Below are 25,937 nucleotides of genomic sequence, written 5' to 3'. Positions count from 1 at the left end.
TAGGGTCTGTACCTAATTAGCGCGCTCTGATTCTCTTGCACCCGAACTGATTCGGCACGGGGGCTTTGATGCGCAAGGGGCTGTTCTGGCTCAACGACAAGCAGTGGGCTCAGATAAAGCCGCATCTGCCAACGAACCAGACCGGACCGGAGCGCGAAGATGATCGACGCATCATCAGCGGTATCATCCACATGCTTCAGTGTGGCGCGCGCTGGCGCGATTGCCCGCCCGACTTTGGTCCTTACACGACGATCTACAATCGGTTCAATCGCTGGGCCAAGCGCGGACATTGGCAGGCGATCTTTGAAGCGCTCGCCCGCTGCGGCAAGGATGGCGTGACTTTGTCCATCGACTCCACCTCGATCAAGGCGCATCGCTCGGCGAGCGGCGGAAAAGGGGGGAACATGAACAGGCGATCGGCCGCTCGCGCGGCGGGCGGACCACGAAAATCCACGCGCTGAGCGACCCTGATTGCAAACCCTGCGCATTTCATCTCACTCCGGGCCAGGACGCAGATATTGCCGCAGCGCCGGCCCTTTTGGAACTCGCGCCGCCCATGTCTGCCCTCATTGGGGACAAAGGCTACGACGGCGACGGCTTTCGCGCCGAAATCGTCAATCGTGGCGCCAAGCCCGTCATTCCAAACAAATCCAACAGGGTGACCTTCCACAACTTCAGCAAGCGCATCTATAAAGGGCGCAATGTTATCGAGCGTTGCTTCTGCCGGCTCAAGGATTTCAGGCGTGTCGCAACTCGTTACGATAAACTCGCCAGAAACTTCTTGGCTGCCGTCCACATCGCAGCCATCGTCGCCTATTGGATCAATTGAGTCTGGACCCTAAAATACGAGGCCGATTAGGCGGTGCTGCAAAAAGAGACGCCGTGCGGCATGCACGGCGTTCTCCGATGCCCGTCGTCTAGCGTCAGCTTGCGGCGCGCAAGTTCACCTTGGTCTCGGCGATCGAGGTGAGCTTCTTGTCGGTCGCCTTTTCTTCCTCCAGGGTCTTGGCAAGCATGGCTGCGCAATCGTTGCGGCCGAGCTGCTTGGCCCAGGCGATCAGGCTGCCGTAACGCACGATCTCGTAATGCTCTGCGGCTTGCGCCGCGTTGATCAGCGCGGCATCGAGCACCGCCTTGTCGGCGACTTCGCCGGCCGTGTCATCGGCTTCCTCGATGATCCCATCGATCGCGGGGCAGTCGATCGCCTTCACGGCGACATCGTGCATTTTGAACACTTCCTCCAGACGCTTGACGTGCTGCTTGGTCTCCTCAAGGTGCGTCAAAAAGCCCTGCTTCAACTGCGGATCGGTCGCCTTATTTGCCATTTTCGGCAGCGCCTTGGTGAGCTGCTGCTCGGCATAGTAGATGTCCTGGAGCTGATGCACGAACAGGTCGTTCATGGTTTTGATGTCTTTTGTGAACAGTCCCATCAGTCCGATCCTTCTCAGGTTTCGGGAACAAAACGGCGCGGGCTTGCGCGCAAGCCGCGTATCCCGCCCTATTCGATTGCTGATGGGGCGCTAATCTGCACCCAGCGTCGCCGTTCCAAAAAAAACCAAAATCCCTTGGGCTGGAACAATGCCGGGAGAACCAGGATTTGAAACCCGGCCGACGGCACTCGGCGCGACAGCTGGGCTCGCGACTCAAATGCTTAACGGCCTGCAATGTGTACCACGTATGACAAAAGCGGCCGGTCAGATGCAGAACCCATCCTTGTCAAGGGCTGCACAAGTCGACGTTTTTGCCTTAATGGACTAGATCATGTCGAGCGATCGGCGCCTCACTTTTGGCGGCGATCGCGCCCGATCGGCCAACGGCCCGATCGGGCGGTCTTGCCCCCGCCGGGAGGATGAATGCACGGACTGCTGCCCGCGCTGAAACGCGGCTTCAAGAGATGGATCGGCTGGCGACGGCTCGGGATTGCCGCGAGCGTCATGATCATCGCCTTTGCGATCACCACATTGGTGCGAACCCTTAAGGGCATCGATACCAGCGTCATCCTGACCGCGTTAACCGAGATTCCCCGTGGCAGTATCGGCCTCGCGGCGATTTGTGTGTTCTTCGCGTTCTGTACGCTGACCTTCTACGACTTTTTTGCAGTGCGAACGATCGGCAAGAAGCAAGTGCCCTATCGCATCGCAGCGCTCTCCAGCTTCACGTCCTATTCGATCGGCCACAATATCGGCGCAACCGTTTTCACCGGCGGTGCGATCCGCTTCCGGATCTATTCCGATTACGGGCTGAACGCGATCGATGTGGCCAAGATCTGCTTCCTCTCCGGCCTGACTTTCTGGCTCGGTAACATCTTCGTGCTCTCGATCGGCATGGCCATCCACCCGGATGCCGCTTCCTCCATGGATCAGCTCCCGTCTGCGATCAACCGGCTGATCGCGCTCGGCGGTCTCGCCTCGATCGGCGCTTATCTGGTCTGGCTGTCGATGGGCGAGAAGCGCCGCGAGCTCGGCCAGAAGGGCTGGAAGGTGGTGCTGCCGTCGGCGCCGCTGACGCTGGTCCAGATCCTGATCGGCGTGGTCGACCTCGGCTTCTGCGCCACGGCGATGTACCTCTTGATGCCGGCCAGTCCACCGATCGACTTCATGTCGCTCGCCGTGGTGTTCATCCTGGCAACGCTCCTCGGCTTTGCCAGCCATGCCCCCGGCTCTATCGGCGTGTTCGATGCCGCCATGCTGGTGGCGCTGCCGGAATTCGGTCGCGAGCAGCTCCTGGCCACCCTTCTGGTGTTCCGCATCCTCTATTTCGTGATCCCGTTCGGCCTCGCCATCTCCATCATGGGCGCGCGTGAGCTCTGGATGAATGTGGTCGAACCCTGGCAGGAACGGCGGCGGCTGGCGGAGGCCTGCGCACAGGCCAACCTGCCCAAGCAGGTGACGACGATGGAGCGCGAGCGGTCGCTGCGGCAGGCCAGCAAGCGGTAAGGGACGGCGCGCAAAACCGTCAGACAAATGTTGCAGGCAGTTCCTCTCTTATTTCCGCCTCAACTTTGCCGTTGAAAACGCGGGCCATGATCCCTGTATCCCTTCGCCCTTTCCTCGCGGGCGCCCTGCTGCTTGCCGGGCTCCTCACCGCTTTGCCGCTCGAGCGCGCCGCCGCTCAGGACGGAGGCGCCATGCAGATCAGCTGGGAGGTGCGCAACCGTTTCCGCCTGTTCCGCGAGGAGCGCGACTTCCTGCTCCATGTCGAGAACGCGCGCAACCGCAGCATCCTCGCCGCCGAGCAGTCGCTGGAGATCCAGAGCGAGGGCCGTGGCTGGGCCCGTAACATGGTCAACCGGCTCTGCATCGACCTCCAGGGACGGGTCAACCAGCCCTGCACCCGCGACAACGTCAAGGAGAACTACATCACCCCGATCGACCATCCCATCACCGTGCGCCTGACCGGCGCGGTGCCGGTCGGGGCCACCTGCGCCTGGTCATTCGACGACGGCGACGGGCCGCAAGCCTCGACCTTCGACTGCGCCGAGCCGGTGAACCTGCGCGTCCGCTATGGCAAGCAGACGGTCGCGAGCGTCGACGTCTCCTCCGGCTCTGATCCGACCCAGCGCATCCAGACCGAGATCCAGGTCCGCGACATCTTCATTGCGGGTCTCGGCGACAGCATCGCATCCGGTGAAGGCAATCCGGACCGGGCGCTGGCGCTCTCCGACGAAGGCTTCTGCTTCCGCTCCTATCTCGGTACCGCCGGCGCCCAGTATTACCGGCCGAGCCGCGCCGGCTTCAAGGGCGGGCGCGCCTGCGAGGCGCCGGATACGCTCGCCAACTGGCAGCGCTATGGCGCGCTGTGGTTCAACTCGCCCTGCCACCGCTCGCTCTACAGCTACCAGACCCGCACCGCACTCGCGCTCGCGGTGCGCTACACCCACATCGCTGTGACCTATCTGCCGCTCGCCTGCACCGGCGCGAGCATCAGCGACGGGCTTTTGGGCTCGCAGCGCGCCCGCGAATGCCCGCCCGGCAAGAGCGGCAGCTGCCAGACCAGCGTAAGCGCGCAGGTCGCCGAGCTGCGCGAGGCGCTCACCGCGGCCAAGAAGCGTCAACCCGACCGCACGCTCGACCTCGTGCTGCTCTCGATCGGCGCCAACGACGTCTACTTCTCCGGCCTCGTCGCCGATGTCATCGTCGACACCGCGACCGAGCGCGCGCTGTTCCGCCGTTCCGGCGTGATGGCGAGCGTCGACGATTCCCGCGATGCGCTCGCGCGCGAACTGCCGCAGAACTTCGTCAAGCTGCGCGAGGCGCTGAAGCCGCTCGTCGGCGGCGATCTCTCTCACGTCGTCTACGTCTCCTACGCCAATCCGGCGCTTGCGGACGGCGGCGTGCCCTGCCGCGGCGGCCGCGCCGGCTTCGACATCCATCCATCCTTCAGCGCCGATCCGCAGCGGCTTGCCCATGTCTCGACCTTCGTCGACACCGAGTTCCTGCCGCAGCTGAAGGGGCTCGCCACCTGCACCCGCGGCGCGCTGTGCCGCGATCCCGAGTCCGATCGCATGACCTTCGTCGATGCGCATCAGGCCGCGTTCGCCGATCACGGCTTCTGCGCCCATTCCGGCAACGATCCTGAATTCGACCGGGCGTGCTTTGCCGAGAACGGCCAGAGCTTCAATCCGGATATCGTGACGGCGGCGAGCCAGCCGATGCTGTGCGGCCGCGGCGCCTCCGAATATCGCGCCTATCTGCCCCGCGCCCGCTGGATCCGCGACGCCAATGACAGCTACTTCGCCGCGATGACCTATCCGCAAGGGCTGCCCGCCGCGAGCCAGCCGACCGACATCCACGACGCCACCTGGGGCGTGCTGTCGGCGGTCTATGGCGGCGCCGTGCATCCCTCCGCCGAAGGCCACGCCGCGATGGCGGATGCGACGCTTCCCGCGGCGAGCGCCGTGCTCGGCCTGGATGCGGTGCCGCCCGGGGTGACGCGGGGATTTTTGCCGCAGCTGCTGCCGGGCGCGCAGCAGTAGAAGCAAGAGCGAGTTCGTCCCCATCGTCATTGCGAGCGCGGCGAAGCAACCCAGAGTCCCTCCGCGGAAAGATTCTGGATCGCTTCGCTGCGCTCGCAATGACGTACTGAGAGATGCGAAGAGTCTCTTCGCGCGTCGTCCTGGCTTTCGCCAGGACGACGATTGAGTGCGTGGCGGTCGAGTTCGCAATCACCGCGTAACGTTCCCCGCCCCTGCCGTTCCATCAATCCAAAAACGGTATCAATCAATACCCCCTTCAACTTGGACACGTTCCCGCGCACGCCTCTAGGAGTCCTCGCGAGGAAACATTCGAGTTCTAAGGAGGCGCGTGATGAGCGCAGTGGTGTCCGCAGCGGACGTGAGGAGGTCTCGCGTCAGACTGTTCATCGTGACCATGTTGTTTCTGGTCACGACGGTCAATTATGCCGACCGCGCCACGCTGTCGATCGCGGGCCCCGCGCTCTCCAAGGAGCTCCATCTCGATCCCGTCGCCATGGGCTACATCTTCTCGGCCTTCGGCTGGTCTTATGTGATCGCGCAGGTGCCGGGCGGCTGGCTGCTCGACCGCTACGGCTCGCGCCTCGTTTATGCCTTCAGCATCATCGTCTGGTCGCTGTTCACGCTGACGCAGGGCTGGGTCGGCTTCCTCGGCGCGGGAACCGCGGTCGCCATGCTGTTCGCACTGCGCTTCCTGGTCGGCATCGCGGAAGCGCCCTCGTTCCCCGCCAACGCCCGCATCGTCGCGGCCTGGTTTCCCAGCAATGAGCGCGGCACCGCGTCTGCGTTCTTCAACTCGGGACAGTATTTCGCGACCGTGATCTTCGCGCCACTGATGGGCTGGATCGCCCATGACTACGGCTGGCGCTACGTCTTCTTCGTGATGGGCGCACTTGGCGTCGTCATGGGCCTCGTCTGGATCAAGACCATCTATGGCCCGAAGGAGCATCCCGGAGTCAACGAAGCCGAGTTCGACTACATCAAGGAGGGCGGCGCGCTGGTCGATCTCGACGCGCCGAAGGACGAGCGTGCGCCGGACTCCGGCCCGAAATGGGACCATATCCGCCAGTTGCTCTCCAACCGCATGATGCTCGGCGTCTATCTCGGCCAGTATTGCATCAACACGCTGACCTATTTCTTCCTGACCTGGTTCCCGGTCTACCTCGTCAAGGAGCGCGGCCTGTCGATCCTGCAAGCCGGATTCGTCGCGACGCTACCTGCGCTCTGCGGCTTCATCGGCGGCGTGCTCGGCGGCGTCATTTCCGACGTCATCCTGCGCAAGACGGGCTCGCTGACCATGGCACGCAAGATCCCGATCGTCGGCGGCATGCTGCTGTCGATGTCGATCATCGCCTGCAACTATGTCGACGGCCAGGCGCTGGTGGTTGGCTTCATGGCGCTGGCCTTCTTCGGCAAGGGCATCGGCGCGCTCGGCTGGGCGGTCGTCTCCGACACCTCGCCCAAGGAAGCCGGCGGCGTCTCCGGCGGCCTGTTCAACACCTTCGGCAACCTCTCTTCGATCACGACCCCGATCGTGATCGGCTACATCGTGGCCGCGACCGGCTCGTTCAACGGCGCCTTGGTGTTCGTCGGCATCAACGCCTTGGTCGCCGCGATCGCCTATCTCGTCGTGGTCGGCAAGATCGAGCGGGTGGTGCTCAAAGCTTCCCCCTGAGGGCTCCCATGGGAGCTTGACCAGGCAACTCAACGGCGGCCTCACAGCCGCCGTCTTTGTTTAGGGGGTGATCGATGCTAGAAGTGCCGGGGAAACGCCTTATCCATCTAAGGCATGTATCGATGTTCGACCTCAACCAGCTCCGCTGTTTCGTCACGGTGGCGGAGGAACTGCATTTCGGCCGCGCCGCCGCACGGCTGAACATGACCCAGCCGCCCCTCTCCCGCCAGATCCAGGTGCTCGAGCACATCATCGACGCGCCGCTGCTGGAGCGCACCAGCCGTTCGGTGCGGCTGACGCCGGCGGGACGCAGCTTCCTGCCGGAGGCACGGCGCATCCTCAAGCTTGCGGAAAGCGCGTCCCAGGTCGCCCGCCGCATTGCGCTCGGCAAGACCGGCTCGCTGAAGATCGGCTTCACCGCAGCCGCGGCTTACGGCTTCCTCCCCGAGCTCGTCGCGGCCTGCCGCGCGAAACTACCGGAGGTCGACTTCTCGCTGAAGGAGATGGTCTCAGGCGACCAATTCGAGGCGCTGACGTCGGGCCAGATCGACGCCGCACTGCTGCGTCCGCCGATCGCGCGCCCGGAGCTCACCAGCCGCCGTGTCGTCGCCGAGCCGCTGCTCGCCGCGATCCCCAGGAAGCATCCGCTGGCGAGTGCCGAAAGCATCACCATCAAGGATTTCGGCGACCAGCCCTTCGTGATGTATTCGCCCTATGAGAGCCGCTACTTCCACGACCTGCTGGTGGCACTCTTCACCCGCGCCGACATCCTGCCGCGATATGTCCAGCATCTGAGCCAGATCCACTCGATCCTCGCCATGGTGCGCGCCGGCCTCGGCCTTGCCATCGTGCCGGCCGCGGCGGCGAGCCTGAAAATCTCCGACGTGCGCCTGCGCCCGCTGAAGCTGCGCACGCGTATCCCCGTCGAGCTGTTCATGGTCTGGCGGCGCGACGACGAGAATCCGTTGCTCTCGGCGCTGGTGAAGATCGCAGGCGAACTGGCCTCAGCGGAGACGGTGGAAGATTGATGCTGATTCCGCATCGGTCGATATAGGCTTTGGCTTGGACGCGCATCGAACGGCCTCTTAAACAACGGCGCATGGACGCGCGGCTTTCGTTGCGTCCTCCACAGCACGAAAGGGAGTGGCGCCCATGAGCAAGATGACCCCGCAGGAGATGGCCCAGAAAATCGGCTCGGGCCTCCTGTCCTTCCCCGTGACGCCCTTCAAGGCTGACTATTCCTTCGACGAGACGACTTACCGCGCCAACATGGATTGGCTCTGCGGCTATGACGTCGCAGGCCTGTTTGCTGCCGGCGGCACCGGCGAGTTCTTCTCGCTGACGCCGACCGAGGTTCCGCAAGTGGTCAAGGTCGCCGTCGAGGAGACCAAGGGCCGCGTGCCCGTGCTTGCCGGCACCGGCTACGGCACCGCGATCGCGCGGGAGATCGCGATCGGCGCGGAGAAGGCCGGCGCCGACGGCCTTCTGCTGCTGCCGCCCTATCTCACCCATTCCGAGCAGGACGGCCTTGCCGCCCATGTCGAGGCGGTCTGCGCCTCCGTGAAGATCGGCGTTATCGTCTACAACCGCGACAACGCGATCCTCCAGCCCGACACGCTCGCCCGTCTCGCCGAGCGCTGCCCGAACCTCGTCGGCTACAAGGACGGCATCGGCGACATCGAGCTGATGACCCGCGTCTACACCAAGCTCGGCGATCGCCTGACCTATATCGGCGGCCTGCCGACCGCGGAGACCTTCGCGCTGCCCTATCTCGACATGGGCGTGACGACCTACTCCTCGGCCGTGTTCAACTTCGTGCCGGAGTTCGCGACCAAGTTCTACGCTGCGGTGCGCAAGCGCGACCATGAGACGATCCACGCCGGCCTGAAGAATTTCATCCTGCCTCTGATCGCGATCCGCAACCGCAAGAAGGGCTACGCGGTCTCGATCATCAAGGCCGGCATGAAGGTGATCGGCCGCGCCTCCGGTCCGGTCCGCCCGCCGCTCACCGACCTCACCGACCAGGAGATCGCGGAACTGACCGCGCTGGTCGAGAAGCTGCCCGCCATCCGATCGACACAACAGGCGGCAGAATAACGGACAACAGGGAGGAGCAGCGGATGGTCCAGGACGGAATCTCCGGCGCGCCAATCGTCACGTCGATGCAGGTGATCCCGGTCGCGGGCCGTGACAGCATGCTCCTCAATCTGAGCGGCGCGCATGCGCCGTTCTTCACCCGCAACATCGTCATCCTCACCGACAATTCCGGTCACACCGGCGTCGGCGAGGTGCCGGGCGGGCAAAAGATCTGGCAGACGCTCCAGGACGCGCGCGATCTCGTGATCGGCAAGACCATCGGCGCCCTTAACAACATCCTGGCCGACATCCGTACCGCCTTCGCCGACCGCGACGCCGGCGGCCGCGGCAAGCAGACCTTTGACCTCCGCGTCATGATCCACGCCGTCACCGCCGTGGAGTCCGCCCTCCTCGATCTGCTCGGCCAGCACCTCGGCCTGCCGGTCGCCGCTCTGCTCGGCGAAGGCCAGCAGCGCAGAAGCGTCGAGACGCTCGGCTATCTCTTCTTCGTCGGCGACCGCCGTAAGTCCAAACTCGACTACGTCAAGGGCGAGACCGGCAAGCCCGAATGGTTCAACCTGCGTCACCAGGAGGCGATGACGCCGGAAACGGTGGTGCGGCTCGCCGAAGCCACCCACGATCACTACGGCTTCGCCGACTTCAAGCTCAAGGGCGGCGTGCTGGGTGGCGCGCAGGAGATCGAGGCCGTCACGGCGATCGCAAAGCGCTTCCCCAACGCGCGCGTCACGCTGGACCCGAACGGCGCCTGGTCGCTCGATGAGGCGATCCGGCTGTGCAAGGACATGCACGGCATCCTCGCCTATGCCGAGGACCCCTGCGGGGCCGAAGCCGGCTTCTCCGGCCGCGAGATCATGGCCGAGTTCCGCCGCGCCACGGGGCTGCCGACCGCGACCAACATGATCGCGACCGACTGGCGGCAGCTTTCCCATGCGCTGCGTCTCGGCGCGGTGGACATCCCGCTCGCCGATCCCCATTTCTGGACCATGCAAGGCTCCGTGCGCGTTGCCCAGACCTGCCGTGACAACGGCCTGACCTGGGGCTCGCACTCCAACAACCATTTTGACATTTCGCTCGCCATGTTCACCCATGTCGGCGCTGCCGCCCCCGGCAAGGTCACCGCGATCGACACCCACTGGATCTGGCAGGACGGCCAGGCGCTGACCAAGGAGCCGCTCCAGATCAAGGGCGGCAAGATCGCTGTCCCCGACAGGCCGGGCCTGGGTATCGAAATCGACCGGGCAGCTATCGACGCCGCGCATGAGCTCTACAGACAGCATGGACTTGGCGCACGCGATGACGCTATTGCCATGCAGGACCTGATCCCTGGCTGGACCTTTGACGACAAGCGTCCTTGCCTTGTGCGCTAGGGCGTGATCCCGGAAAAGTGGGCACCGGTTTTCCGATAAGGATCATGCCCACGAGAAATGACTGGAGGACAAGATGACTGCGATCCTGAAAAACTTCATCGGTGGCGAATGGGTCGACGGCTCCGGCGTCACCAGGAACATCAACCCCTCCAACACCAATGACCTCGTCGGCGAATACGCCAAGGCCGACAAGGCGCAGACCGAGAAGGCGATCGCGGCCGCGAAGGCCGCCTTCCCCGCCTGGGCACGCTCGACGCCGCAGGAGCGCTATGACGCGCTGAACAAGATTTCGACCGAAATCCTCACCCGCAAGGAAGAGCTCGGCCGCCTGCTCGCCCGCGAGGAAGGCAAGACGCTCCCGGAAGGCATCGGCGAAGTCGCCCGCGCCGGCCAGATTTTTGCGTTCTTCGCCGGTGAAGCACTGCGCTTGATCGGCGAGAAAGGCGCCTCCGTTCGTCCCGGCCTCGAGGTCGAGATCACCCGCGAGCCGGTTGGCGTCGTCGGCATGATCACGCCCTGGAATTTCCCGATCGCGATCCCCGCCTGGAAGATCGCTCCGGCGCTCTGCTACGGCAACACCGTCGTGTTCAAGCCCGCCGAGCTGGTGCCGGGCTCCGCGCATGCGCTCTCCGAGATCATCACCCGCTCGGGCATTCCGGCCGGCGTGTTCAACCTGGTCGTCGGCTCCGGCTCCGTGGTCGGCCAGACCCTGCTCGAGCACCCGGATGTCGCCGCGATCTCCTTTACCGGCTCCGTACAGACCGGGCGCAAGATCGCGCAGGCCTGCGTGCTCTCCAACCCGATGAAGAAGTTCCAGCTCGAGATGGGCGGCAAGAATCCGCTGGTCGTGCTTGATGATGCGGATATCAAGACCGCCGTCGAGGTCGCCGTCAACGGTGCCTATTTCTCGACCGGCCAGCGCTGCACCGCCTCCTCCCGCCTGATCGTCACCGAAGGCATCCATGACCGCTTCGTCGCCGCCATGACCGAGCGCATGAAGGGCTTGTCGGTCGACGACGCGCTCAAGGCCGGCGTGCATATCGGCCCGGTGGTCGACCAGAGCCAGCTCGACCAGGACCTGCGCTATCTCAAGATCGGCCAGGATGAAGGCGCCAGGCTTGCCTGGGGCGGCGAGCTGCTCAGCCGCGAGACGCCCGGCTACTACCTCCAGCCGGCGCTGTTCACGGAAGCCAACAACAACATGCGCATCGCGCGTGAAGAAATCTTCGGCCCCGTCGCCACCGTCATCCGCGCCAAGAACTATGAAGAGGCGCTGGCGATCTCCAATGACACCGAGTTCGGCCTCGCCTCCGGCATCTGCACCACCAGCCTGAAATACGCTGCGCATTACAAGCGCAACAGCGAGGCCGGCATGGTGATGGTCAACCTGCCGACCGCCGGCGTCGACTATCACGTGCCGTTCGGCGGCCGGAAGGGTTCGAGCTACGGCGCCCGCGAGCAGGGCTCCTATGCCCGCGAGTTCTACACCACGGTGAAGACCGCCTACACCAATCCGGGTTGAAGTGCGACGATCTTGCCGCGGAAGGTGCCACCTCTCCCATTGGGAGAGGTCGGATCGCATCACCGATGCGATCCGGGTGAGGGGTTACGCCCTCTCATGGGAACGCAGCCCCCTCACCCGGCGCTACGCGCCGACCTCTCCCCGCCGGGGAGAGGTGATCGCGAATACGGCTTATTCTGTTCTTGAGGAAAGCGCATGGACCAGTCAGTCGCAGCGAAAGAGCAGCCCCGCTACATCAAGCTCAACGAACGCGACAATGTCGCGATCGTGGTCAATGATTTCGGGCTTCCCGCCGGCTCCCGCTTTGCCTGCGGGCTGACGCTGCGCGCCTTCGTGCCGCAGGGGCATAAGACGGCGCTGGTCGACATCGCACAAGATCAGCCGATCATCCGCTATGGCGAGGTGATCGGCTACGCGCTCTCGCCGATATCAGCCGGCGAATGGGTGGACGAGGCGCGCATCCGCATGCCGGAGGCCCCCGCCCTCGACAAGCTGGAAATCTCCACCGCCGTCCCCGCCCCGTTGCCGCCGCTCGAAGGCTATACGTTCGAGGGCTATCGCAATCCGGACGGCTCGGTCGGCACCAAGAACATCCTCGGCATCTCCTCCTCCGTGCAATGCGTCAAGGGCACGATGGAATATGCGGTGAAGCGCATCCGCGCCGAGCTGTTGCCGAAATATCCGAACGTCGACGACGTCGTCCCCCTCACCCATGCCTATGGCTGCGGCGTCGCCATCACCGCGCCCGATGCAGTCGTGCCGATCCGCACGCTGCAGAACCTCGCGCTCAATCCGAACTTCGGCGGCGAGATCCTCGTCGTCGGCCTCGGCTGCGAAAAGCTCGCGCCCGAACGGCTGGTGCCGGAAGGCGTGGGCGATGCCATCGTGCGCATGCAGGACGAAGCTTTTGATGGCTTTGGCGCGATCGTCGATGCGATCATGACCCAGGCCGAGGCACGGCTGAAGATCCTCAACACGCGCAAGCGCGAGACCTGCCCTGCTTCCGACCTCGTCATCGGCCTGCAATGCGGCGGCAGCGATGCCTTTTCCGGCGTCACCGCGAACCCGGCCGTCGGCTTCGCTGCCGACCTCTTGGTGCGCGCCGGCGCCACCGTGATGTTCTCGGAGGTCACGGAAGTGCGCGACGCCATCCAGCTCCTCACCCGCCGCGCCATCAACGAGGACGTCGGCCGCGCGCTGGTGCGCGAGATGGCATGGTACGATTCCTATCTCGCTCGCGGCGGCGCCGACCGCAGCGCCAACACCACGCCCGGCAACAAGAAGGGCGGGCTCGCCAACATCGTCGAGAAGTCGCTCGGCTCGATCGTCAAGTCCGGCACGAGCGCGATCGCCGGCGTGCTCTCGCCCGGCGAGAAGGCGACGCAGAAGGGCATGCTGTTCGCGGCAACGCCGGCATCCGACTTCATCTGCGGCACGCTGCAGCTCGCCTCGGGCATGACGCTGCAAGTGTTCACCACCGGCCGCGGCACGCCGTATGGCCTTGCGGCCGCGCCCGTCATAAAAGTCGCGACGCGCAGCGAGCTCGCGCGCCGCTGGAAGGACCTGATCGACTTCGACGCGGGCCGCATCGCCACCGGCGAGAAGACAATCGAGGAAACTGGCTGGGACCTGTTCCGCCTGATCCTCGACGTCGCCAGCGGCCGCACCAAGCCGTGGTCGGACCGTTGGGGCATCCACAACGACCTCACGCTGTTCAATCCGGCGCCGGTGACCTAGTTCGTCATTCCGGGATGCGCCGTAAGGCGCAGGCCCGGAATCCATTTATCCGCAGTCTCTGCGGCCCGATGGATTCCGGGCTCGACGCTTACGCGTCGCCCCGGAATGACGGTTCACGCCAAAGCTGACGACCAAGAGGACCTCCGAATGTCCCGCATCACGACCCTGCGCACCATCCGCATCGACGAGCGGCCGAACCTGATCTGGGTCGAGATCGAGACTGACGAGGGACTGACCGGTCTCGGCGAGAGCTTTCGTGGCGCGCAGGCCGTCGAGGCCGCCGTGCATGAGCTCGCCGCGCCTCTCGTGCTTGGCCAGGACTCGCGCCGCATCGAGGCGATCTCGCGCCAGTTGCTGACGCCCTATCTCGGCTTCCACAGTGTCAGCGCCGAGGTGCGCGCGGCGAGTGCCATCGACATCGCACTGTGGGACATCAAGGGCCAGCGCCACGGCATTCCCGTGCACGAGGCGCTCGGCGGCGCGAGCCGGCTCGAGATCCGCGCCTACAACACATGCGCCGGCTACGCCTACAATACCAAGAGCGCCAAGCGCCGCGAGATCGGCGCCGCCGACGCGGCCCTCGGTCCCTATGACGACCAGATCGCCTTCATGCGCGACGCTGGCGCGCTCGCCGAGAGCCTCGTCAGTGAAGGTTTTGGCGCCATGAAGATCTGGCCGTTCGATCCCTTTGCCGCGAATGGCGGCCATTCGATCTCGCTCGCCGAACTCAAGACCGGGCTGGAGCCATTTCGCAAGATCCGCGCCGCCGTCGGCGATCGCATCGAGATCATGTGCGAGCTGCACAGCCTGTGGGGCGCGCACACCGCCGAGCGCATCTGCCGCGCGCTCGAAGACTATGGCGTGTTCTGGGTCGAGGATCCCCTCAACAAGATGGACGACGTGCAGGGCCTTGCCGATCTCAGACGTCGCGTGAAAACACCGATCTGCGGCAGCGAGACGCTGGCGGGCGCGGCGAGCTTCCGCAATCTGCTCGCGGCCGACGCCCTCGACGTAGTGATGCTCGACATCGCCTGGTGCGGTGGCCTGACCGAGGCACGCAAGATCGCCGCTCTCGCCGAAGCCTACAACAAGCCGCTCGCACCTCATGACTGCACCGGCCCGGTGGCGCTGATGGCGGGCTTGCATCTGGCGCTGCATGCACCGACCGCGATCTTCCAGGAGGTGGTGCGCGCGACGCTGTCGACCTGGTATCGCGATCTCGTCACGGCGCTTCCGACCGTGAGCAATGGCATCGTGTCTGCGCCGCATGCGCCCGGCCTTGGGCTCGCGCTCAATCCGGACCTGCGGCGCCGCGCGGATGCTGTGGTGCGAGAATCAATGCTCGGCGCGTAAGGCACGATCAGCGTCATCTCACGACGGCGTCGCGCGAAACCGTCCGGAAACATTCGCGCGGAAAACTTCTTCATCACTTCGTCGCGGCCGCCGCACGCAACCAAATATGTCCGCCGCCGGAGATTGAATGTTCGCATACAAGCGAACCTGCTCCGGCATTGCGCAGACCAAACCTCCGATTGCTATTTTTCAAAGGAGATTTTGGAATGCGTGTTCTTTCGATGATTGCCGTTGCCGGCGCGATGATTGCGAGCACGGCCGGTGCATTCGCCGGTGAGCTTCCCACGTACGAAGTGACCTCGTTTCCGATATCGGCCACCCAGGTGCAGGTGCTCGGCGGCGCCGGCGTTCAGGAGCAGTCGACCGCTCCGACTGTGACCGTCGCCGGCATGCCCGCTTCGCCTGCGCAAGTTTCGGTGCTGTCGCCGCGTGTCAAGCGGCTCGCCAGCGCGACCGCGACGAGCGAGGAGCGCTAAACCAACTCTCGTCGTTCCGGGGCGCGCAAAGCCGCGCCCCGGCGGTATGCACGGCGTGTCGTTCCTGGCCGACAGCGATGGTCCGCCGGGCATCAAAATCGCTCCAGCGCCCGCACCTCGCGCGCCGCGGTCGCCATCAGCGGCTTCACCGCCCGATCCTCGCGACCGATCACCACGCCCGAAGCAAAGGCGCCGGCGCGTCCGTTGCGACGTGGCGCATGAAGGGCGGCATCGATGGCCATCTTGCGATGGGCGATGAAGTCGTTGAGTGAACCCAGCGCATCCTGGATCTTCTTCGAATGTTTCGACAGCCTCGCAAGCTGCTTCTGCTCGTCCTTGTCCGCGAACAAGCTATCGAAGAACTCGAGCGCATATCTGATCTTCTTGATCCTGATCCGGAATTTGTGCCGCTCCGGCGGCGACATCTGGTCAAGATGCCGGCCATCGTTACGGGCCTTCTTGATGCGGCGATGGAGCAGGTCGCGCGCGAATTTTCCGATTTTCGCCTTCCCCTGATCCGGCGCGACGGTCCGGTCGGATTCGATCCAGTGCAACGTATCGATCAGGAGTGCGCGAAATCGCTCTGAATCGACCGCTCTCCTCGCACGCTCGAAGGCCCGCTCACGCCGCTCAGAGAACTCCTTTTTGATCGCCTTGCCGCCGCGGCTCAGCAGCGCGTCGCGGCTAGCCGGCTCGATATTGTCCTTCACGAACACATCGAGCTCGCGCGCCGGCGCGAGCTCGTTCGTCAGCCACTTCAGCTCCGTCTTGATCTTTTCGCGCCCCGCCCCTGACAGGACTTTCGAGAACAATGAGATCGCCGCGCGCAGGCGCCTCAAGCCCACCCGCATCTGGTGAATGCCTTCCGCATCGCCGTTGCGCACGGCGTTGGCATTACCGGAGAAATGGCGCGCGGTCGCGCGGGCAACGATCCTGAATGCATCGTCTGCACTCATATCGACGTCCAGCATGATGCCGTCGGCAAACATCACCGGATGCTCCTCGCCGCGCGCGAGCGCATAGCCACGGTCGGATTTCGATCGCAGGTCGAGCTCGGCCTGCGACTTGCGCTCGAGCGTCTTCGCCATGCGAAACAGGTCAACAGAGCGGCCGCTCTTGAGCTCGAGTTCGAACTCCGCGATCGGGCTCGAGCGAGGTCCGGCAATGATCCTGCCACGATCGATGGCCAGTTCGATCTCGCTGCGCCCGGCGCGGATCGGCAACGTGATGCGACGGACCGACGTCTCGAATACCGGTTTCAGCTTGCGGCGCAGCTTCTTGGAGGCGATCGGCTCGAGCGGCGTGCCGTCGGCCTTACCGAGCTGCGGCGTGTCATCCTGGATCTCGCTTTCCCATTCGTCACGACCGAACTGCGCCCCGTTCGCCGACTTCACCGTCTGGACGTGCTTGTGGCCATCCCGCCGCACGCGAAGCGTCAACCCGTGCCGCTTCAGCTTGCACTTGGCGGTATCGAAATAGGTCGAGAGCAGATCGCTCCCGGCGCGCGTCCCTGCCTTGCCGCCCGGTACCCGCCCCTTCGCCAGCGCCGCGAGGTGACGCGCAGGCACGTGGAATTTCAGTTCGGCTTCGACCGCCATCCCGACCTCCGCTCGCTCGGCTGGCCTGCTGTAACGCATGAGAAAGCAAGAGGTGCCGCGATGGCCGATGAAATCGGAAACCGCCTGATGCGGGCCGCACCGTTGCCGGTGCGCGCGTCGCCCGCCATCCACCGGCGCTTGGGGGCGCCTCAGGTCATGCTGCCGGGCATGAAGCAGCGCACGCGCGGGTGGCCGTCGACATAGTGCTTCCACACCATGGTCCGGCCAATCTTGTTCGGCTCGGTGATGACGGCGCCGTCGGGCACCGTGACCCACTCGTCGTCGATGCGCACACGGTAGTGGCCGCGATCGGACTCCCAGTCGACGTCGGCAATGACGTAACCGTCGGCGTCCGAGCAGCATTGTCCGTATTCGCTGTGCAGGCTCTCGAACCAGGGTTTTAATGGCGAGTTTGTGTAGCGCCCGTCATCGCGCGCGAACGCCGATGTCGCCAGCAGCGTCATCAGGCCCAGCAGCGCTGTCGCACACGGTCTTGCAGGTCTCATGTCGTCTCCACGGATCGAAGTCACCACCGCGAGGGAGAGACGCCGCCATCCGCCTTCCGCGCACGCGGCAGGCGTGGAGACGGCGACTCGCTCCCCAGCAGCTTTGCCGACAGCTATGCAAATCCGGCGCCAGCGCGCATTCCGGGCAACTACTGGAGCGAAATGCTGTTCTCAAGCGGCGTGCACTTCCGAACCAACAGGACCCAACCCATTTGGTCGCAAACGAAGTGCAATTTGCGCTCGTCAGCTCGCGCATGCTCGAGACCGTGAAGGACGATCCGGAGTTCAGGCGGCAGATCGTCTACGATCTTGCCCGCTACAAGCTCCAGGAGCAGTTCACCTGCGCCGACGCGAAAAACATCGACCAGGTGAAGCGTACTCTCGAGGTCGAATGAAGCGACCTACTGCTTCGGCGCCGGCGCCATCATCATGCCCCCGCCCTTCTTTGCCGCGGGCGCGGGCGACTTCGCGGCGGCGGCTTGTGCGGGGAGATATTTGGCGATGATGGCCGGATCGATCTGCGCCATGTAGGCATCCGGCAGGCGGGTCCAGGTCTCGTCCTTGCCGAGCAGCGAGATGCCGAGATAGCCGCGCAGGGTCAGCGTCTGCCCGTCCGGACTGACCTTCATGTTGGCCTTCCAGATGTTGCCGTCGCGCGGATTGAGCACGTTGCCGCCCTCGTACTTCAAGCCCTCGCGCTTCATGTTGCGGACGAAGGAGATGCCGAGCATGGGCGCGTTCTTGCGGTCGTCCGTGCACTTGGTGCAGGCCTCGTTCGGATCGTCGCCGGGCCGCGGAAAGGTCTTGGCGATGACGCCTTCGAAGACGCCGTTGTGGTCGATGAAGAGGAACCATCCCACCGGCCTGCCGTCTTCGACCTTCTGCCAGAGGCCCGCGGCCGTGGGCTCCGCGGTCTGCGCGGCGGCAGGCCGCACCGCGCCGAACGAAAGCGCGAGGGTGAGCGCGAGGAGCGAGAGCTGCCGAAAGCTCGAAAACGGATTCCGCATTAGGATCACCTTGCTAAGCCACGACCGGAATGGCCGCAGACTACGGCGATTTCGCGAACGGTTCCAGCACCAGGAACATGGGGCATCGCCTTCCCCGCTCCCGCCAAGCTCAGTGGACTCCGAGCTTCTTTTGCAGGCTGGAGGACGAGGTCGTGTACTGGAACACCAGCCGCTTGTCCGGGTAAACGTAACGGTGGGCTTTTTGCGCCATCAGTGCGCCCTCGTGGAAGCCGCACAGGATCAGCTTGATCTTGCCGGGATAGGTGTTGATGTCGCCAATCGCGAAGATGCCGGGCACGTTGGTCTCGAACGCGGATGTCTCGACCGGCACCAGATTGTTCTCCAGCGTAATGCCCCAGTTCGCGACCGGGCCGAGCTTCATTGTGAGCCCGAAGAACGGCAGCATGGTGTCGCAGGAAACCTCGATAACGCTGTTGTCGTTGCCCTTGACGGTGGCGCCGGTGAGCTTGCCGCCGGCGCCGGACAGCGCGGTCACTTGGCCGAGCCTGAGATCCATCTTTCCGGCCGCGACGAGGGCGCGCATCTGCTCGACGCTGTGGGGCGCGGCGCGGAATTCGTCGCGACGGTGCAGCAACGTCACGCGCTTGGCGAGCGGGTGAAGGTTGAGCGTCCAGTCGAGCGCGGAATCGCCGCCGCCGACGATCAGGAGCTCCCTGTCGCGAAACTGCTCCATCTTGCGCACGGAATAGTGCACAGAGGTGCCTTCATAGGCTTCGATGCCCGGCACCGGCGGACGCTTGGGCTGGAACGAGCCGCCGCCGGCCCCGATCACCACCACCTTGCATTCGAACACCTTGCCGGCGTCGGTGGTGCAGCGAAACGCGGGATCGCCGATCTTCTCAACCGTCTCCACCATCTCGCCGAGATGGAAGGTCGGATGGAACGGCTTGATCTGCTCCATCAGCGCATCCGTAAGCCCCTGGCCGGAGATATGCGGAATGCCGGGAATGTCGTAGATCGGCTTTTCCGGATAGAGCTCGGCGCACTGGCCGCCCACCTTGTCGAGAATATCGACGAAATGCGCCTTCATGTCGAGAAGCCCAAGCTCGAAAGCGGCGAACAGACCGCAGGGGCCGGCGCCAATAATCAGCACATCGGTTTTGATCACATCGCTCATGTCGTCTCTTTATCGGTCGTTATCGGTTGGACGGCGCCCGCCGGGCAGAGGGATCCTTTCCTGTCTAGCCAACGGGAATGGATCAGGGAAGGCATAAAAGCAGGAGCGCCCCGCATCCGGCCCCACTTGCCGGGTCAGGATAACTGGGCTGTAACGAGGAAGGATATGACGGAGATCAATCGGTGAACGCACCAAGCCGCCTCGATACGACGCCGCGACTGGAGGACTTCCCCTATCGGCTCAGCGACAACGTCCGCTTCGGTGATCTCGATCCCAACCAGCACGTCAACAACGCGGTCTACGCCACCTATTTCGAGACCGGCCGCGTCACGCTGATGAAGAGCCCGCAATACGGGCTGACGCCGCCGGGCCTCGCCTGGATCATGGTGCGGCTCGACATCCATTTCCGTGCCGAGTTGCACTGGCCCAACACCATCGAGCTCGGCCTCGGTGTCGTGAAACTGGGGCGGACCTCGGTGACCTTCGAGCAGGTCGTGTTCTCGGAAGGAAGGTGCATCGCATCGGCGATGTCGGTCGGCGTCATGCTCGACGAGGCGACGCGGCGGCCGGCGCCGCTCACCGCCGAGATCATCGAGAAGCTCAGACCCTGGCACAAGCGCGGCATCGAGGTCGCGCCGCCGAGTATGTGAAGATCAGGCCTGGCGTTCCGGCGTCGACACCACGAGCCCGTCGAGCTCGTCGCTCACCTTGATCTGGCAGGACAGGCGCGAGTTCGGGCGCACGTCGAAGCCGAAGTCGAGCATGTCCTCTTCCATCGGCGTCGGGCTGCCGACCTTCTCGCGCCAGGCTTCGTCGACATAGACATGGCAGGTCGCGCAGGCGCAGGCGCCGCCGCATTCGGCCTCGATCCCGGGAATGCTGTTGCGGATAGCGGCTTCCATCACGGTCGCGCCGTTCTCGATGTCCACCGTGCGGGTTTCACCCTTGTGGTCGATGAAGTGAATCTTGGCCATGTGTGCTCGTGCTGCCGGGATCTTTTGGGATAAGGGAGGGTCCGGGCTGTCCTATAACGGGTCGATCCGGCCTGCGCTAGTGCGCAAGCCCCCGGCGTTTTGCGGGATCGGGACCTAAGGCTTCAGGATCGCCGCGATGGCGGCGCGGACCTCGGCCACAGCCTCTTTCAGCGCGGCGAAGGCGCGGGACGGGTTGTCGCCGGTCCGGATCGCGGCCTCAACCCCCGCCGCGGCATCGGCGACCGCAAAGGCGCCGATCCCGCGCGCCGAGCCCTTGAGCTTGTGCGCAAGTGCCCCGGCATCGGCCGGCAACGCCGTCATCGCCGCGATCAGCCCGACCGACTGCTCGGCGAACATCGCGAGCACTTCCTGTTCCAGCTCGGCATCGCCGAGCGTCATGCGACCGAGGTGGTCGAGATCGAGAGGACTGTCGAGGGGCGCAAGCGGCGGCGAAGGCATCCAGTCCATCCGTTGCAGGTCAGGCGTCATGGCGCAGGGTCCCGGGCGTCGCGCGGCGTTCCGCCGTCCGGCGGCGAAGTTCGCCCCACCCAAGCACGAGAATGGTTAACGAAATGTTTGGACCACTTTACGCAATTCCGCCCGTTTATTGACGAAAAGTTGCCGCAATCAGCCAAGTTCAGTGGAAAATTCCATTTAGTGCTAAGGCGTTACGGCCCGATCCTGTTAACGATGATTAAGATTGTCTTAATCGCGGGCATTTCATTCGCGACGCTCTGCCAATAGGATGTTGCGGAAATTGGCGGACAAGCCGTTCGGGTGGGGACGGCTCGGAGATCCGTCTTATCTGCATGATCCGGTCTGTGGGCTTGCGTGGCGCGCGGGGCTCGCGGGGGGCGTGTACAAGTAACGAGGGCTCGGACTGAACATGGCGAACACTCCCAAAAAGGTCAAAGACCCAACCGAGGTGGCGCTTTCTGCGATCCAGGAAGCTCTGAACATCAGCGATACGGCTGCGGACACCAGCCGCTCTGCATCCGCGGCGCGCAACGAGACGGCACCTCCGGTGCCACCGCCAGCACCCCCCGTGTTCGATGAGCCGTCGTTCGAGCCGCGGCCCGACGAGCGCGCGGTGTTCGAGCCGATCGAGGAGCCGCGAACCTCCCACCGCGCCGCCAATGACGACCGCGAGACCATCGGCCAGCTCCTGCAGGCGCTGCAGAAGGGCCGTCCTGCGCGCAGCGTCTATACGTTCGCGACGATCTTCGCCGGCATCTGGCTCGCGGCCTGCGCCGCGCTGACCGTCGGCTTCCTGCCCTCGATCCAGGCCACCGTGGGCCAGAGCGGCGGCGTGCTGGTCATCGCCGGCCTGATCGCGATGTTCTTCGCGCCCATCATGCTGTTCTACTTCCTGGCGAGCCTCGTCTGGCGCGGCCAGGAGATGCGCATGATCGCGCAGGCCATGGCGCAGGTCGCGATCCGCTTCTCCGAGCCGGAAGGCTCTGCCTCCGACTCCGTGGTCACCGTCGGCCAGGCGATCCGCCGCGAAGTCGCGGCCATGGGCGACGGCATCGAGCGCGCGATCGCGCGCGCCGGCGAACTCGAGACGCTGGTCGCCAACGAGGTCGCGGCGCTGGAACGCGCCTATTCCGACAATGAAGTGCGCATCCGCGCCCTGCTCCAGGACATCGCGCATCAGCGCGACAACCTGGTCGGCCAGGCCGAGCAGGTCCGCAGCGCCATTTCCGGCGTGCAGATCGACCTGCGTCATGACATCGCGTTGATCTCGGATGCGATCGCCTCGCGCGTCGACGAGGTCGCCAAGAGCATCACCGGCGCTCTGGAAGAACGCGGCGCCCACATTACGCAGGCGCTTAGCAACGCCGGCGACAACATGATCCTCGCGCTCGGCGAGCGCGGCGGCGACCTGCTCGACCGCCTCGAGGAGGCCAGCAACGAGACCACGCGCGCCGTGCTCGACGCCAGCGAGCGGCTGACCACCAGCCTCAACTTCAAGACCGGCCACGTCCACGACGAGTTCGTCGACCTCGCCGACCGCGTCCACGAGATGCTGAACGAGCGCATCGACCGCATCACCGGCGAGTTCGAGCAACGTTCCGCCGCGATCGTCGATGGCATCTCCGAGCGTACCGAGCAGGTGCACGACTCCCTGAAGAATTCGTCCGACTCGTTGCTGCTCGAGCTCGAGCTGCGCAGCAACGATCTGTCCGCCAAGATCGACGACGCCGGCAACCGGCTCGCCGGCCAGATCATCTCCTCCGGCGACAAGGCCAGCGAAGCCCTCGACGCCACCGTGAACACGCTGGTCGCCAAGGTCGTCAGCCAGACCGAGACCGCGCACGACTCGCTGTCGCTGCAGATGAGCGCTTTTGATGAGCTGGTGAAGAACCAGGGCACCGAGCTGGTCGAGAAGTTCGCCCGCGACTCCGGCACGCTGGGCGCGCTGATCACCCGCCACATCTCCGAGTTCGACCGCACCGTAAAGACCTTCGGCGGCGAGATCGTCGAACGCATGGGCCAGCGCACGCAGGACATCGCCGAAAGCCTGAAGACCTATGTCGACAATTTCGACACCCGCGTCACCTCGAATGGCGGCGACATCACTGCGGCGCTCGACCAGCGCCTGGTGCAGTTCGAAACCACGCTGGGCGAGCGCGTCAACAAGCTCGACTCGTCGCTCGACAGCAAGATCGCAAACCTCGACTCGACCATCGAGGGCCACATCAAGACCTTCGACGAACAGCTCGGCAGTCGGGTCGGCGTGCTCGAACAATCGTTCGACACCCGTACGAGGGCGGTTACCGACACCATCGACAGCCGCCTCGACACGCTGGCGACGTCGCTGACGGACGGCACCACTCAGGCGATCCACTCGATCGACTCCCGCCTCACCCACCTCGCGACGTCGCTCAACGACGGGGCGTCGCAGACGATCCAGTCGGTCGACATGCGGCTGACCCACCTTACGACGACGCTCACCAGCGGCGCGGCGCAGGCGCTCGAGTCCATCGACAGCCGTCTCACCCGTCTGACGGCCGCGCTGACGAACGGCGCATCGCAGGCCATGCAGTCGATCGACACGCGCCTCGCCCTCCTGACCTCGACGCTCACGGACGGCACCGCGCAGGCGATTGAGGCCGTCGACCGCCGCATCGCCGGCGTCACCGAGACCATCGACGGCCGCAGCATGCACCTGACCGACACGGTCACGGCACGCTTCCAGGAAATCCACCACACAATCGAGACCAAGGTCGGCTCGGTGGCCAACGACATCGACGTGCGCGTGGCGCAGTTCGAGGACCTGCTCGGCTCACGCGTCGAGGCGGTCGCCGGCCGCATCGAGAGCAGCGGACGCCAGGCCAGCGAGGACATGATGTCCCGCGCCGAGATGATCTCCACCGCGATCCGCTCGCATGTCGAGGACGCCGAGCGCTCGCTCACCAACCTCGTGGTCAACACCAGCGAGACGATCCAGACCGGCGCACGCACCGCTCAGCAGTCGCTGATGACGGTTTCCTCCGACGTCAACGCCCAGCTCAAGATGACCTCGACCGAGGTCGAGCGCGCGCTGACCGCAGTCGGCACGGGCGCCGCGAACTCGATCCTGAGCAGCGCCCGCGAGGCGCAATCGACCCTGGTCGCGGCATCGGGCGATGCGTCCAACCAGATCAAGGCGCTGTCCGCCGACGTCGAACGCACACTGTCGGCGGCAGGCTCGGCCACTGCGGCCTCGATCCTGGCCGGCGCCCGCGAGGTGCAGACCACGCTCGTCACCGCCTCCTCGGATGCAGCAAACCATGTCAAGACGCTCACCGCCGACGTGCAGCGCTCGCTCTCGATGGCCGGCTCCGCCACGGCCGAGGCGATCACCGCCGGCGCACGCGATGCGCAGGGTACGCTGATCGCGGCCTCGACCGAGACCGCCAACCAGATCAAGGCGCTGTCCTCGGACGTCCAGCGCTCGCTCTCGATGGCGGGCACCTCGACGGCCGAGACCATCACGGCCGGCGCCCGCGAGGCCCAGACCACCCTGGTCACGGCGTCCTCGGATGCGGCGAGCCAGGTCAAGTCGCTCGCGGCGGAAATGCATCGCTCGCTGTCGCAGGCCGGCCAGTCGACCGCCGAGACGATCACGGCCAGCGCCCGCGACGCCCAGAGCACCCTGCTTGCGGTCTCCGCCGAGCAGACCGGCCAGGTCCGCTCGCTCGCGGCCGAGATGCAGCGCGCGCTGGCGACCGCCGGCGGCGCCACCATCGAGGCCCTCACGAGCGGCGTGCGCGAGGCCCAGGGCACGCTGATCTCCGCCTCGACGGACGCGGCGAGCCAGATCAAGTCGCTCACCACGGACATCGAGCGCACGCTGACCTCGGTCGGTGCCGATACCGCCTCGACGATCCTCAACAGCGCACGCGAGGCGCAGACGTCGCTGACCTCGACGTCGGCCGATGCCGCGAGCCAGATCCGCACGATCTCGACCGAGATCGAGCGCGCGCTCAGCACGGCCACCGCGAACGCGACCAACGACATCCAGACCAGCGCGCTCAACGCCCAGAATGCGCTGATCAGCGCCTCCAACGAGGCGAGCTCGCGGGTCAAGTCGAGCTCGGCCGACGTCGAGCGTTCGGTCCTCGCCGCCAGCAGCAGCTTGGGCCAGGCCATGACCGGCAAGACCGACGAGATCGTCACCTACGTGCAGCAGCAGGCTGACCGTCTCTCGAACATGATCGACGCCAAGCGCGGCGCGCTGGTCGATGCGATCGGCTCGAAGGCCAGCCAGCTCACGTTCGACATCGACCGCGTCACGTCGGACGCGCTGAAGTCGATCGAGACGCGCGGCCACACGTTCTCGCAGACGATGATGGGCAACGGCTCCGAAGTGGCCCGCACCATCAATGCGGCGAGCGAGATCGCGACCGGTGCGGTCAGCAAATCACTCAAGGACCTTGAGCAGGCCTCGCGTTCGGCGATCGACCAGTCGCGCCAGGTCTCGATCGCGGCGGTCACCGAGATGCAGGAGACCAGCAAGATCCTGCGCACCGACACGGTGGCCCTGTTCGAGCGGCTGCGCGAAGGCAACATCCTCCTCCAGGAGGTGTTGACCGGTGCGCACGACAACCTCAATTCGCTCGAGCGGGCGCTGGTGACGCGGGTCGCCGATTTCGTCTCGGCGATGAACGACGTCACCGCGCGCAACGGCTCCGCGACGCAGAACCTGGAAGACCAGCTCAACGTGTTCAACACCAAGACCACGAGGGCGCTCCAGGATCTCGGCGAGCTGTCGATTCAGTTCGACGCCCACGGCAAGGCGCTCGTCGATGCCGCAGCCGTGGTCGAGCAGAGCAACAAGAACACCACCGCCTCGCTTGCCGAGCGCAAGCAGGCGCTGGAGTCGCTCGTCACCACGATCGACCTGCGCACCACCGATCTCGACCAGCGGCTGTCGCGCTTCACCGGCCTGCTCGATGAATCGCTCGCGGCGGCCGAAGAGCGCGCCCGCGACATCGCCCGCGTCGTAGCGGAGACCGCCGGCGCCGGC

Annotated in this window: 20 protein-coding genes and 1 pseudogene; 14 read left to right on the top strand and 7 right to left on the bottom strand. The window is 65.0% G+C overall.

Going from position 1 to position 25,937, the window contains the following annotated elements:
* The first annotated feature begins 68 nt into the window (after nucleotides 1-68).
* A protein-coding gene (locus tag AYJ54_RS47970) for an IS5 family transposase (RefSeq protein ID WP_430641378.1) occupies nucleotides 69-829 on the top strand; the annotation gives its coding sequence in 2 pieces (ribosomal slippage) (nucleotides 69-425 and nucleotides 428-829; 759 coding nt in all).
* A 94-nt stretch (nucleotides 830-923) separates the two neighbouring features.
* Here the strand turns inward: AYJ54_RS47970 and AYJ54_RS31155 are convergent.
* The gene (locus tag AYJ54_RS31155; protein ID WP_063705157.1) at nucleotides 924-1,430 is read right to left on the bottom strand and encodes a YciE/YciF ferroxidase family protein; all 507 of its coding nucleotides are present in this window, start codon (nucleotides 1,428-1,430) and stop codon (nucleotides 924-926) included.
* Nucleotides 1,431-1,853: 423 nt separating this feature from the next.
* Here AYJ54_RS31155 and AYJ54_RS31150 point away from each other — a divergent pair, with 423 nt between their 5' ends.
* From AYJ54_RS31150 to AYJ54_RS31105, 10 genes are all read left to right on the top strand, one after another.
* Nucleotides 1,854-2,936, top strand: a complete 1,083-nt coding sequence (locus AYJ54_RS31150) for a lysylphosphatidylglycerol synthase transmembrane domain-containing protein (protein WP_063705155.1) — start codon at nucleotides 1,854-1,856, stop codon at nucleotides 2,934-2,936.
* Nucleotides 2,937-3,022: 86 nt separating this feature from the next.
* A complete protein-coding gene (locus AYJ54_RS31145) occupies nucleotides 3,023-4,975 on the top strand; it encodes an SGNH/GDSL hydrolase family protein (protein ID WP_063705154.1) in 1,953 nt (650 codons plus the stop codon).
* Between the two features lie 331 nt (nucleotides 4,976-5,306).
* On the top strand, nucleotides 5,307-6,647 hold the full coding sequence (locus AYJ54_RS31140; protein ID WP_063705151.1) for an MFS transporter: 1,341 nt from the start codon (nucleotides 5,307-5,309) through the stop codon (nucleotides 6,645-6,647).
* Nucleotides 6,648-6,769: 122 nt separating this feature from the next.
* Nucleotides 6,770-7,675, top strand: coding sequence for a LysR family transcriptional regulator (locus AYJ54_RS31135; RefSeq protein WP_063705149.1), 906 nt, complete (start codon nucleotides 6,770-6,772; stop codon nucleotides 7,673-7,675).
* 124 nt (nucleotides 7,676-7,799) lie between these two features.
* The gene (gene kdgD / locus AYJ54_RS31130) at nucleotides 7,800-8,744 is read left to right on the top strand and encodes a 5-dehydro-4-deoxyglucarate dehydratase (RefSeq protein WP_063705147.1); all 945 of its coding nucleotides are present in this window, start codon (nucleotides 7,800-7,802) and stop codon (nucleotides 8,742-8,744) included.
* 23 nt (nucleotides 8,745-8,767) lie between these two features.
* Nucleotides 8,768-10,111, top strand: a complete 1,344-nt coding sequence (gudD, locus tag AYJ54_RS31125; protein WP_063705145.1) for a glucarate dehydratase — start codon at nucleotides 8,768-8,770, stop codon at nucleotides 10,109-10,111.
* A 73-nt stretch (nucleotides 10,112-10,184) separates the two neighbouring features.
* The gene (locus tag AYJ54_RS31120) at nucleotides 10,185-11,633 is read left to right on the top strand and encodes an aldehyde dehydrogenase family protein (RefSeq protein ID WP_063705143.1); all 1,449 of its coding nucleotides are present in this window, start codon (nucleotides 10,185-10,187) and stop codon (nucleotides 11,631-11,633) included.
* 195 nt (nucleotides 11,634-11,828) lie between these two features.
* Nucleotides 11,829-13,370, top strand: coding sequence for a galactarate dehydratase (garD, locus tag AYJ54_RS31115; protein WP_063705142.1), 1,542 nt, complete (start codon nucleotides 11,829-11,831; stop codon nucleotides 13,368-13,370).
* A gap of 147 nt (nucleotides 13,371-13,517) precedes the next feature.
* Complete coding sequence (locus AYJ54_RS31110) at nucleotides 13,518-14,723, top strand: mandelate racemase/muconate lactonizing enzyme family protein (RefSeq protein ID WP_063705166.1); 1,206 nt, start codon at nucleotides 13,518-13,520, stop codon at nucleotides 14,721-14,723.
* A gap of 206 nt (nucleotides 14,724-14,929) precedes the next feature.
* Nucleotides 14,930-15,199, top strand: a complete 270-nt coding sequence (locus tag AYJ54_RS31105; RefSeq protein ID WP_063705140.1) for a hypothetical protein — start codon at nucleotides 14,930-14,932, stop codon at nucleotides 15,197-15,199.
* 92 nt (nucleotides 15,200-15,291) lie between these two features.
* Here the strand turns inward: AYJ54_RS31105 and AYJ54_RS31100 are convergent, their stop codons facing one another.
* Both AYJ54_RS31100 and AYJ54_RS31095 read right to left on the bottom strand, forming a co-directional pair.
* On the bottom strand, nucleotides 15,292-16,797 hold the full coding sequence (locus tag AYJ54_RS31100; RefSeq protein ID WP_063705139.1) for a CYTH and CHAD domain-containing protein: 1,506 nt from the start codon (nucleotides 16,795-16,797) through the stop codon (nucleotides 15,292-15,294).
* 149 nt (nucleotides 16,798-16,946) lie between these two features.
* On the bottom strand, nucleotides 16,947-17,303 hold the full coding sequence (locus AYJ54_RS31095) for a hypothetical protein (protein WP_063705137.1): 357 nt from the start codon (nucleotides 17,301-17,303) through the stop codon (nucleotides 16,947-16,949).
* Between the two features lie 212 nt (nucleotides 17,304-17,515).
* On the opposite strand from AYJ54_RS31095, the gene AYJ54_RS31090 reads away from it, so the two are divergent.
* A complete protein-coding gene (locus AYJ54_RS31090) occupies nucleotides 17,516-17,698 on the top strand; it encodes a hypothetical protein (protein WP_063705135.1) in 183 nt (60 codons plus the stop codon).
* 6 nt (nucleotides 17,699-17,704) lie between these two features.
* Here AYJ54_RS31090 and AYJ54_RS31085 read toward each other — a convergent pair whose 3' ends face one another.
* Both AYJ54_RS31085 and AYJ54_RS31080 read right to left on the bottom strand, forming a co-directional pair.
* The gene (locus AYJ54_RS31085; protein WP_063705133.1) at nucleotides 17,705-18,310 is read right to left on the bottom strand and encodes a DUF2147 domain-containing protein; all 606 of its coding nucleotides are present in this window, start codon (nucleotides 18,308-18,310) and stop codon (nucleotides 17,705-17,707) included.
* Nucleotides 18,311-18,419: 109 nt separating this feature from the next.
* Nucleotides 18,420-19,448, bottom strand: a complete 1,029-nt coding sequence (locus AYJ54_RS31080; RefSeq protein ID WP_063705131.1) for an NAD(P)/FAD-dependent oxidoreductase — start codon at nucleotides 19,446-19,448, stop codon at nucleotides 18,420-18,422.
* A gap of 182 nt (nucleotides 19,449-19,630) precedes the next feature.
* On the opposite strand from AYJ54_RS31080, the gene AYJ54_RS31075 reads away from it, so the two are divergent.
* Nucleotides 19,631-20,098: an acyl-CoA thioesterase gene (locus AYJ54_RS31075; RefSeq protein WP_063705129.1), complete on the top strand. Its 468-nt coding sequence runs from the start codon at nucleotides 19,631-19,633 to the stop codon at nucleotides 20,096-20,098.
* 3 nt (nucleotides 20,099-20,101) lie between these two features.
* Here AYJ54_RS31075 and AYJ54_RS31070 read toward each other — a convergent pair whose 3' ends face one another.
* Nucleotides 20,102-20,422, bottom strand: a complete 321-nt coding sequence (locus AYJ54_RS31070) for a 2Fe-2S iron-sulfur cluster-binding protein (RefSeq protein ID WP_027552706.1) — start codon at nucleotides 20,420-20,422, stop codon at nucleotides 20,102-20,104.
* A gap of 114 nt (nucleotides 20,423-20,536) precedes the next feature.
* Complete coding sequence (locus AYJ54_RS31065) at nucleotides 20,537-20,911, bottom strand: Hpt domain-containing protein (RefSeq protein WP_063705126.1); 375 nt, start codon at nucleotides 20,909-20,911, stop codon at nucleotides 20,537-20,539.
* A 397-nt stretch (nucleotides 20,912-21,308) separates the two neighbouring features.
* Between AYJ54_RS31065 and AYJ54_RS31060 the strand changes: the two are divergent.
* Nucleotides 21,309-25,937 (top strand): annotated as a pseudogene (locus AYJ54_RS31060) (apolipoprotein A-IV repeat region-like domain-containing protein); the annotation flags it as partial.

The sequence above is a fragment of the Bradyrhizobium centrolobii genome, from assembly GCF_001641635.1.
Lineage (GTDB): Bacteria > Pseudomonadota > Alphaproteobacteria > Rhizobiales > Xanthobacteraceae > Bradyrhizobium > Bradyrhizobium centrolobii.
Note: the sequence above shows the minus strand (reverse complement) of the source record. Positions and strands in the feature narration are given on the sequence as shown.